Source organism: Pseudomonas sp. DCB_AW (genome assembly GCF_026240895.1).
GTDB classification, from domain to species: domain Bacteria; phylum Pseudomonadota; class Gammaproteobacteria; order Pseudomonadales; family Pseudomonadaceae; genus Aquipseudomonas; species Aquipseudomonas kermanshahensis.
The window spans coordinates 62,732-70,900 of record NZ_JAPFCE010000024.1; the positions used below are offsets into that span (position 1 = coordinate 62,732).

At 63.1% G+C, this 8,169-nt stretch carries 7 protein-coding genes; 4 read left to right on the forward strand and 3 right to left on the reverse strand.

Going from position 1 to position 8,169, the window contains the following annotated elements; genetic code table 11:
• Nucleotides 1-126: 126 nt before the first annotated feature.
• Entirely contained in the window at nt 127-546 is a 420-nt protein-coding gene (locus OO306_RS15235) for a TM2 domain-containing protein (protein ID WP_085272247.1), read from the forward strand.
• 44 nt (nt 547-590) lie between these two features.
• On the opposite strand, the gene OO306_RS15240 is transcribed toward OO306_RS15235, so the two are convergent.
• From OO306_RS15240 to OO306_RS15250, 3 genes are all read right to left on the reverse strand, one after another.
• Nucleotides 591-1,289, reverse strand: coding sequence for an SPOR domain-containing protein (locus OO306_RS15240; RefSeq protein WP_027592346.1), 699 nt, complete (start codon nt 1,287-1,289; stop codon nt 591-593).
• Nucleotide 1,290: 1 nt separating this feature from the next.
• The gene (argS, locus tag OO306_RS15245) at nt 1,291-3,027 is read right to left on the reverse strand and encodes an arginine--tRNA ligase (RefSeq protein WP_099430684.1); all 1,737 of its coding nucleotides are present in this window, start codon (nt 3,025-3,027) and stop codon (nt 1,291-1,293) included.
• Nucleotides 3,028-3,140: 113 nt separating this feature from the next.
• Nucleotides 3,141-5,360: a primosomal protein N' gene (locus OO306_RS15250; protein WP_265969250.1), complete on the reverse strand. Its 2,220-nt coding sequence runs from the start codon at nt 5,358-5,360 to the stop codon at nt 3,141-3,143.
• 168 nt (nt 5,361-5,528) lie between these two features.
• On the opposite strand from OO306_RS15250, the gene rpmE reads away from it, so the two are divergent.
• The 3 genes from rpmE to OO306_RS15265 all read left to right on the forward strand — a co-directional run bounded on the left by rpmE (nt 5,529) and on the right by OO306_RS15265 (nt 8,015).
• Complete coding sequence (rpmE, locus tag OO306_RS15255; RefSeq protein WP_027592349.1) at nt 5,529-5,744, forward strand: 50S ribosomal protein L31; 216 nt, start codon at nt 5,529-5,531, stop codon at nt 5,742-5,744.
• Between the two features lie 2 nt (nt 5,745-5,746).
• Nucleotides 5,747-6,568 carry a thermonuclease family protein gene (locus OO306_RS15260; protein ID WP_265969252.1) on the forward strand — a complete coding sequence of 274 codons (822 nt, stop codon included), beginning with the start codon at nt 5,747-5,749 and terminating at the stop codon, nt 6,566-6,568.
• 178 nt (nt 6,569-6,746) lie between these two features.
• The gene (locus OO306_RS15265) at nt 6,747-8,015 is read left to right on the forward strand and encodes a malic enzyme-like NAD(P)-binding protein (protein WP_027592351.1); all 1,269 of its coding nucleotides are present in this window, start codon (nt 6,747-6,749) and stop codon (nt 8,013-8,015) included.
• Nucleotides 8,016-8,169: the final 154 nt, after the last annotated feature.

Genomic DNA, 8,169 nt, shown 5'->3' on the forward strand with positions numbered 1-8,169 from the left:
CTTTATAACAGCTTTTTGATCAATTTCTGATCCGTTGGTCGATTGGCAGGGTGCCATACGTCGGCCTGCGACGAGAAAGTCACATTTTTTCTTAGAAAATTTTCGGATAACCCACGAGGGCTATGAATGAACAGTTATCAACAGGGTGAGCCGCTTCACGACACCCACAGCAAGGTCATCGGCTACTTGTTGTGGATTTTCGGCTTCACCGGCTCGCACCGTTTCTACTACGGCAAGCCGATCACTGGGACGATCTGGTTCTTTACCCTGGGCCTGCTGGGCATCGGCTGGCTGATCGACCTGTTTCTGATCCCGGCGATGGACAAGGAGGCGGACCTGCGCTTCCGGTCCGGTCGGATCGACTACAACATCGCCTGGATTCTGCTGACCTTCCTGGGCATTTTTGGCCTGCATCGCCTGTACCAGGGCAAGTGGATCACCGCGATCATCTACTTCTTCACGGGCGGCCTGTTCCTGGTCGGCGTGCTGTACGACTTCTGGACTTTGAACAGTCAGATTTCCGAAGCCAACAGCGATCGTCGCTGATTGCAGATCGTGTAGGCGCAGCGCAAGGCTGCGCCTACCGGGCGTTACTGGCGGGTCTGGCGCTGTTGCAGCAGCAGGTTGCTGAAGCCTGCGCCGGCAAGCTGTTTCTGCGCCCCGGTCAGTTGTTCGCGGTTGCTGAACGGGCCGACCAGTACGCGGTACCAGGTTTCATCCTTGACCGTCCCCGACTCCACCTTCACCGACTGGCCGAGCAGGATGATCTGCGCGCGGACCTTGTCGGCATCCGCTTGCTTGCGGAACGAGCCGGCCTGCAGGAAGAACTGCGTAGTGGCCGCAGGCTTGATCACCGGCGGTGCCGGTGGTGGCGTCTGGCCCAGCAAGGCGGCCTGGGCGCGTGCCGTGTCGATCTTCGCTGCCTCTGCCGGGGTGACCGGGGTCACTGGCTGGGCAGGCACCGGTGGCGTCTTCTCTGGCACGGCTTCCGGCGGCACGATGACCTCGGACTCCGGCAGCAGGGTGTAGAAGTCATACTTCGGCTTCACCGGCTGCTGCGGGGTGGCCGGGGTGGTCTTGCTGGCTTCGGCCACCTTTTCCGGTTTTTGTTGTTCAGGCTTGGTGCGCTTGATGTCCGCACCGCCTGGCTCGAGCTTCATCAAAAAGACGATGAAAGCGCCCACGGTCAACCCGACTGCCAGCCATACCCAACCCGGGATCGGCTGCTTGGCCGGCGCCTGTTGGCGGCTGGCGCCGCGTTTTGGAGCAGGTTTTTTCTTGGCAGCCAACTTACATGCGCTCCAGGGTTTCCAGGCCGAGCAGTTCCAGACCTTGCTTGAGGGTGCGACCGGTCAGGGCAGCCAGGCGCAGGCGGCTCTGTTGCTGCTCCGGGGTTTCGGCGGCGAGGATCGGGCAGTTCTCGTAGAAGCTCGAGAACAGGCCAGCCAGGTCGTACAGGTAGCTGCACAGCACGTGCGGCGTACCCTTGTCGGCCACGCTGTTAAGCACTTCGCCGAATTGCGCCAGGCGCGCGGCGAGGTCCAGCTCCTTCTCGGCCTGCAGCACGATCTTGCCGTCGACCTCGTCGAAGCCCTTGCCCAGTTTGCGGAACACGCCCGCCACGCGGGTGTAGGCATACAGCAGGTACGGCGCGGTGTTGCCTTCGAAGTTGAGCATCAGCTCGAAGTTGAAGCTGTAGTCGCTGGTGCGGTGCTTGGACAGGTCGGCGTACTTCACTGCGCCGATCCCGACCACTTCACCGATGTGGCGCAGATCGTCTTCGGCCAGGCTCGGGTTCTTCTCCTTGACCAGGGCGTAGGCACGCTCCTTGGCCTCGGTGAGCAGGTCGATCAGCTTCACGGTGCCGCCGTCACGGGTCTTGAACGGGCGGCCGTCGGCGCCGTTCATGGTGCCGAAGCCCATGTGTTCCATTTGCATCGGGTGGCCGACGAAGCCTGCACGGCGCGCCACTTCGAACACCTGGTTGAAGTGCAGCGCCTGGCGCTGGTCGACGAAGTACAGGGCACGGTCGGCCTTGAGCACATTGCTGCGGTAGCGCACGGCGGCCAGGTCGGTGGTGGCGTACAGGTAGCCACCGTCGGCCTTCTGCACGATCACCGGCAGGGGTTCGCCTTCGCTGTTCTTGAATTCTTCGAGGAACACGCACTGCGCGCCCTGGTCCTCGACCAGCAGGCCCTTGGCCTTGAGGTCGCTGACTACGTTGGCCAGGTCGTCGTTGTAGGCGCTTTCGCCCATGACGTCGGCCATGGTCAGCTTGACGTTGAGCAGCTCGTAGGTTTTCTGGCAGTGGGACAGGGAAATGTCCTTGAAACGCGTCCACAGGGCCAGGCACTCAGGGTCGCCGGCCTGCAGCTTGACCACCAGGCCGCGGGCGCGGGTGGCGAATTCTTCGGACTCGTCGAAGCGTTTCTTCGCGGCGCGGTAGAAGTTCTCCAGGTCCGACAGCTCGTCGCTGGTGATCGGGTTTTCCTGCAGGTAGGCCATCAACATGCCGAACTGAGTGCCCCAGTCGCCCACGTGGTTCTGGCGGATGACCTGGTCGCCGAGAAACTCCAGCACACGGGCGACGCTGTCGCCGATGATGGTCGAGCGCAGGTGACCAACGTGCATTTCCTTGGCCAGGTTCGGCGCCGACAGGTCGATCACCACCTTCTCGGCGGCGCCTGCCTTGCGCACGCCCAGGTGGCCGTCGGCCAGGGCGGCGTCCAGGCGGTCGGCCAGGGCGCTGGTGTTCTGGAAGAAGTTGAGGAAGCCTGGGCCGGCAATCTCGACCTTGCTGATGTCGTCGCTGGCGGGCAGCGCGTTGATCAGTTTTTCGGCCAGGTCGCGCGGCTTCATGCCGGCAGGCTTGGCCAGCATCATCGCGATGTTGCTGGCGAAGTCGCCGTGGGTCTTGTCCCGGGCGTTTTCCACCTGGATCGCCGGCGATAGCCCTTCAGGCAGCACACCGTCGGTGACGAGTTGGGTGAGGGCTTGCTGGATCAGCTGGCGAATGGTGTCTTTCATGGGGTTCTCTTTTCGACCGCAAGCGCGGTGGAGCGCTTCGATGCGCAGGTGGAAAAACTGGGCATTATCCGTTGCCGGGAGCGGGTTGCCAACCTTTGCCAAGGCTCAGGGTGTCAGTAGAGGTCTACCGGGTCCACGTCCAGCGACCAGCGAACCTGTCGGCCGCTCGGCATTTGCTCCAACACTAGCAACCAGGCGCTGATCAGTCGATGCAGGGGTGCCCGGGTGTTGGCCTGTATCAATAATTGGGCGCGGAAGCGGCCCGCTCGGCGCTCCATGGGAGCCGGTACCGGGCCCAACAGTTCAATGCCCGGCAGGCGCTGTTCGGCCACCAGGCGCTCTGCTGCGCTGCAGGCTTCGTCGAGGAAGCCTTCGGCCTGGCCCGGTTTGTGCGCTTCGGCGCGCAGCAATGCCAGGTGAGAAAAAGGCGGCAGGCCGGCGCCGCGGCGCTCGTCCAGGGCTTGCTCGGCGAAGGCGAAATAGCCTTGTTCGGTCAGCTGTACCAGCAAGGGGTGGTCGGCCAGGTGGGTCTGGATGATCACCTTGCCGGGCTCTTCGGCGCGCCCGGCACGCCCGGCAACCTGCACGATCAGTTGCGCCATGCGCTCGCTGGCACGGAAGTCGCCGGAGAACAGCCCGCCGTCGGCGTCGAGGATGGCCACCAGGGTCACGCGTGGGAAGTGGTGCCCCTTGGCGAGCATCTGGGTGCCCACCAGGATGCTCGGCTGGCCACGCTGGATGGTGCCGAACAGGTTGTGCATGGCGTCTTTGCGCGCCGTGCTGTCGCGGTCCACGCGCAGGATCGGGTAGTCCGGGAACAGCACCTTAAGGCGCTCTTCGGCGCGCTCGGTGCCTGCGCCCACCGGCCGCAAGTCGACATGGTTGCACTGTGGGCACTGGTGCGGCAGGCGTTCGTCATAACCGCAGTGGTGGCAACGCAGCACGCCGGAACGCTGGTGCACGGTCATGCGCGCATCACAGCGAGGGCATTCGGACAACCAGCCGCAATCGTGGCACAGCAACGTCGGGGCAAAGCCGCGGCGGTTGAGGAACACCAACACTTGCTGGCCTGCTTCCAGGGTCTGGCGGATGGCCTGCTGCAGCGGGCCGCTGATGCCACTGTCCAGCGGCAGGCTTTTCACGTCCAGGCGCAGCATGCGCGGCGGGCGCGCACCGCCGGCGCGCTGGTTCATGCGCAGCAAGGTGTAGCGGCCGGTCTGGGCGTTGTGCAGGGTTTCCAGCGACGGCGTGGCCGAGCCGAGCAGGATCGGGATGTTCTCCTGGTGGGCGCGCACCAGGGCCAGGTCGCGGGCGTGGTAACGCAGGCCTTCTTGCTGTTTATAAGAGCCGTCGTGCTCTTCGTCGATGATGATCAGGCCGGGGTTTTTCATCGGCGTGAACAGCGCCGAGCGGGTGCCGATGATGATGTCGGCCTCGCCGTCACGGGCTGCCAGCCAGGCGTCCAGCCGCTCGCGGTCGCCGACCGCCGAGTGCAGCAAGGCGATGCGGGCGTTGAAGCGTTGCTCGAAGCGCGCCAGTGTCTGCGGGCCGAGGTTGATTTCCGGGATCAGCACCAGCGCCTGCTTGCCGGCCTCCAGTGTTTCGCGGATCAACTGCAGGTAGACCTCGGTCTTGCCGCTGCCGGTAACCCCGGCCAGCAGAAACGCGTTGAAACTGCCAAGGCCCAGGCACACGGCATCGAAGGCGTTGCGCTGCTCTTCGTTGAGGGGCAGTTCGGGCTGCGCCAGCCAGTGCTCGTGGCGCGGCGTCGGCAGGTGGCGGCGTACTTCGACGGTGACCAGTTCCTTGGCCAGCAGCAGGTCGAGGCTGTCCTTGTTCAGGTTGAGCTTGCCCAGCAGGCTGTGGGCCACGCCGTGTGGGTGCTGCGCCAGGGTTTTCAGGGCATCGCGCTGGCGCGGTGCGCGGGCGATGCGGGGGTCATCGTGGCGGGCATCGGCGGCGACGTGCCAGAAGCGTTCCTGGCGCATCTCGGCCAGTTCGCCCTGGCGCAGCAGGGTCGGCAGGGCCCAGCTCAGGGTATCGCCCAGGCTGTGCTGGTAGTACTGGGCCGTCCACAGGCACAGCTTGAGCAGGGCCGGCGGCAGCGGCGATACCGGGTCCAGCAGCGCAATGGCCGGCTTGAGCTTGTCGGCGGGCACTTCGCTTTGGTCGCACACCTCCACCAGCACGCCGATCATCTCGCGGCGCCCGAATGGCACACGAATGCGCATGCCCGGTGTGAGGGGCTGGCGCGCCATGCTCGCCGGCGCCCTGTAGTCGAACAGGCGACGCAGCGGGGAGGGCAGGGCAAGGCGCAGGATGACGTCGGACACGCGGAAGGTCTCGCAAGGGCATTTCAAAGACTGGCGAGCCTAGCAGACGACAGTCGGTGCAAGCGACAACTTGCGCTGAGGCTGGGCTCTGGTATTATTCGCCGCCTAATTACGTGCGGTATTCAACAATTGGTGTTGGGTGGCGGCACGCAGCTCGAGGAAGTGACCATGAAAGCAAATATTCATCCGAACTACGAAGTAGTTGCAGTCACCTGCAGCTGCGGCAACAAGTTTGAAAGCCGTTCGACCCTGGGTAGCACCCTGTCGATCGACGTTTGCAACCTGTGCCACCCGTTCTACACCGGTAAGCAGAAAGTCCTGGACACCGGTGGTCGCGTACAGAAGTTTGCCGATCGCTTCGGCATGTTCGGTGCCAAGAAGTAATAATGCGCATGGCGAATCCCTCGGGTTTCGCGTTGTTGCAAAAAAAAGCGCCCCTTGTGGGCGCTTTTTTTGTGGGCGCGATTTGGCATCTTCCTGCCCAGGCGTTCTGCCCTCTGCCGGCCAACCCTCAACCGGTGGCAGTGCGGCAGGTGGTAGATGGCGATACCTTGCGCCTGACCGACGGCCGCAGCGTGCGCATGATCGGCATCAACGCCCCGGAGATTGGTCGCAAAGGGCGGACCAGCGAGCCCTATGCCGAGGCGGCCAAGCGGCGCTTGCAAGCCTTGGTCAAAGCCAGTGACGGGCGTGTAGGGCTGGTGCAGGGCGTCGAGGGCAAAGACAAATACGGCCGCACACTGGCGCACATCTACGGCCGCACTGGCAACAATCTGGAAGCACAACTGCTCAGCGAGGGGCTCGGCTACCGCGTTGCCGTTGCCCCCAATGTGCGCCTGGTGGGGTGCCAGCAATTGGCCGAGCAAGCGGCGCGCAAGGCGGGTGTCGGCCTGTGGCGCAGCTCGCCGGTGCTGCGCGCGCGGGATGTCAGGCAGTCTGGGTTCGCTGTCATCGGTGGCCGAATCGAGGCGGTCGAACGTAACCGTGGCGGCGTCTGGCTGACCCTGGATAGCACCGTGGTGCTGCAGGTTCCCGCTCGTCTGCAACGCAACTTCCCGGCCAGCTTCTTCGATAATCTCAAAGGGCGCCAAGTCGAAGCGCGTGGCTGGGTGCTGGATCGTTCCCGCAAGGGTGGCCTGAAGCCTGGGCAGCGACGCTGGGTGTTGCCATTGACCGATCCGAGCATGTTAGAACGCATTTCAGGCTGAAAAGATGTAGACATTTCGGTATTAGATTGTACACACTGTGATTCGTATGCCCCGTGGGTTATAGCGTAAAGTCGTAGGCTAAAGGCCTTGACACAAGTGACCGACCAGTCTTGTGACTCCCCGGCTCTTTGCGTATCCTCGGCGGTCCGTCAGAACAGTAAATAGCGGAATGCCCACCATGTCAGACCTGAAAACCGCCGCTCTCGAATACCACGCTCAACCTCGTCCGGGGAAACTGAGCGTCGAGCTCTCGAAGCCCACCGCCACCGCCCGTGACCTCGCCCTGGCCTACAGCCCAGGTGTTGCAGAACCCGTGCGCGAAATCGGCCGTGATCCAGAGCTGGCCTACAAATACACCGGTAAAGGCAACCTGGTTGCGGTGATTTCGGATGGTACTGCCATCCTCGGTCTGGGCGACCTCGGCCCACTGGCCTCGAAGCCGGTCATGGAAGGCAAGGGTGTTCTGTTCAAGCGTTTCGCTGGCATCGACGTATTCGACATCGAAGTCGAGTCGGAAAGCCCGCAAGCTTTCATCGACACCGTTCGCCGCATTTCGATCACCTTCGGTGGCATCAACCTCGAAGACATCAAGGCTCCAGAGTGCTTCGAAATCGAGCGCACCCTGATCGAGCAGTGCGACATTCCGGTCTTCCACGATGACCAGCACGGCACCGCGATCGTCACCGCGGCCGGCATGATCAACGCCCTGGAAATCGCCGGCAAGAAGCTGGAAGAAGCCAAGATCGTCTGCCTGGGTGCCGGCGCTGCCGCCATCTCGTGCATGAAGCTGCTGGTCAGCATGGGTGCCAAGGTCGAGAACATCTACATGATCGACCGCAGCGGCGTGATCCACGCTGGCCGCGACGACCTGAACCAGTACAAGGCGCAGTTCGCCCACGCGACCGACAAGCGCACCCTGGCTGACGCCTTGAACGGTGCTGACGTGTTCGTTGGCCTGTCCGGCCCGAACCTGCTGAGCGCAGAAGGCCTGAAGTCGATGGCGGCCAACCCGATCGTGTTCGCTTGCTCGAACCCCGATCCGGAAATCTCCCCAGAGCTGGCTCACGCCACCCGTAACGACGTGATCATGGCCACCGGTCGTTCCGACTACCCGAACCAGGTCAACAACGTACTGGGCTTCCCCTTCATCTTCCGTGGCGCCCTGGACGTACGTGCCAAGCGCATCAACGAAGAAATGAAGATTGCTGCGGCCATCGCCCTGAAAGACCTGGCCAAGCTGCCGGTTCCCAAGGAAGTTTGCGAAGCCTACGGCGTCGAAGGCCTGGAATTCGGCCGTGAGTACATCATTCCGAAGCCTCTGGATGCCCGTCTGATCACCGTTGTTTCCGATGCTGTCGCCAAGGCTGCTATCGAGTCCGGTGTGGCGACCCTGCCGTATCCTAAGCACTACCCGCTGAACAGCGTGGATGAAGTGTTCAACGGCTGATTGCCGTAAGTGACACAAAAAAGCCCCGGCTCGTATGAGCCGGGGCTTTTTATTGTGCGTTTGTCGGCAGCGTAGATCCCTGTAGGAGCGGCCTTGTGTCGCGATGGGCTGCGCAGCGGCCCCAGGATCTCGACAGCAGAAGGTCTCGCAAGGG